The organism is Salipiger sp. HF18, from assembly GCF_011806505.1.
In the GTDB taxonomy this organism is placed as follows: Bacteria; Pseudomonadota; Alphaproteobacteria; order Rhodobacterales; family Rhodobacteraceae; genus Salipiger; species Salipiger thiooxidans.
This window is the reverse complement of the sequence record NZ_JAATOS010000730.1, coordinates 1-1,505: the sequence shown is the minus strand read 5'-3', so window position 1 is coordinate 1,505 and position 1,505 is coordinate 1. Positions and strand designations below refer to the sequence as shown.

General features: G+C 68.3%; 2 protein-coding genes. Both read right to left on the bottom strand.

What is annotated here, in order from left to right; all coding sequences use genetic code 11:
- Positions 1-588: 1-acyl-sn-glycerol-3-phosphate acyltransferase (locus HC022_RS26365; protein WP_167454357.1), on the bottom strand; the 588-nt coding region annotated here is incomplete at its 3' end.
- Positions 585-1,343 carry a GNAT family N-acetyltransferase gene (locus HC022_RS26360; protein ID WP_167454356.1) on the bottom strand — a complete coding sequence of 253 codons (759 nt, stop codon included), beginning with the start codon at positions 1,341-1,343 and terminating at the stop codon, positions 585-587. The genes HC022_RS26365 and HC022_RS26360, both read right to left, overlap by 4 nt.
- Positions 1,344-1,505 lie beyond the last annotated feature (162 nt).

The following is a 1,505-nucleotide window of genomic DNA, read 5'->3' as shown; positions in this document are numbered from 1 at the left end:
CTGCATCTCGTGCTTGAGCTCGTGGCTGAAGAAGGCCGCGAAAAGCGTCGACTTGAAGGGCAGGATGCGCATCCCGTCGGTCGAGGTGCCCTCGGGAAAGAACAGCAGCCGGTGACCATGCAGCAGCCGTTCTTCGAAGACCGCCTTCTGCTCGGCGGCAGCGCGCGGGTCGCGGGTGATGAAGACGGTGCCCACCAGCCGCGCCAGCCAGCCGATGACCGGCCAGCGCGAGACCTCGGACTTGGCGACGAAATAGACGTCGCGCCGCGCGTTGAGCGCAACGATGTCGAACCACGAGCAATGGTTCGCGACCAGCGCCCCCGGCCCCTCGAGCCGCGGGCCGGTCGGCTTCACGGCAATGCCGAGGACGGTACAACAGCTGCGGAAGACGATCCGGCTGATCCCGGGCGAGACCGGCCGGCGCATCCCGCAGAGCGGCTGCTCGAAGAGCCGCACCAGCAGCATCGCCACCAGCCCGAGCGCCATGGTGAAGACCACCAGCGTCGCGCGCCAGACCACGCGGACCCAGTCCCCGGCACCGAGCGGCGGAGCCTCGGGCTCGTCGCCGTACCAGGTCGGGCTGCTCATTCCCGCCCCCGGGTGTAGATCCCCGCCGCCTTGGCGTTGAGCCGAGCGGTGTCCATGATCAGGCAGATGTCGGTGGTGTTGAAGGCGTGGTCGACGAAGGCGCCCTCGCCCACGGTGCCGCCAAGCCGCAGGTAGCCCTTGATCAGCGCCGGCACTTCGAGCATCGCGCGGCGCCGATCGATCTCGGCTTCGGGCACCAGGTCCATGCTCTGGAACCGCCGCGAGCGCACCCGCAGCGGCTCGGGCGCAAGATGCCGGTGGTGCAGCAGCGACAGAGGCTCGGCCAGCTTCGCCACGTCGGTGCCGTGGAAGGAGGCGGTGCCGAACAGCACCTCGATGCCATGCGCGCAGACGTAATCGGCAAGCGCGCCCCAGAGGTGCATCATCGCGGTGCCGCCCCGGTAGTCCGGGTGCAGGCAGGACCGGCCGAGTTCCAGAAGGCGACGCCCGGAGGCGCGCAGCGGCGTGAGATCGTATTCGTCCTCGGAATAGAACTGGCCGGCGGCTCTGGCCTGGTCGTCGCGCAGCAGGCGGTAGACGCCCACCACGGCGCCGTCACGCTTGGCGTCGGTGAGGATCAGGTGGTCGAAGAACGGGTCGAAGCGGTCGCGTTCGAGCCGGCGCGCGTGATCGACCATCGCGCCGGAGCCGCCGAGCTCTTCTACGAAGACCTCGTACCGCAGCCGCTGCGCCGCCACGATGTCGTCCTCGTCGCGCGCCAGCCGCACCGTGAAATCCGTCTCGTCCAGAGCCATCCCGACCTCTCGCGTCCCACGTGCGGGCGTTCTTAATGCCCCGGGCCGCCAAGGGAAACCGGTTTTGCCTCGCCAAGTCGGTTACCGGCCGTTAACCTTTCTTCAACGTCTCGATGTCTAGCTATTCGTCGAACACAGGCAGAAGGGTGACGCGCGTGCTGT

What these genes read in the sequence shown, in the direction of transcription:
- HC022_RS26360 (WP_167454356.1), bottom strand. Translation starts at nt 1,343, where the DNA reads ATGGCTCTGGACGAGACGGATTTCACGGTGCGGCTGGCGCGCGACGAG.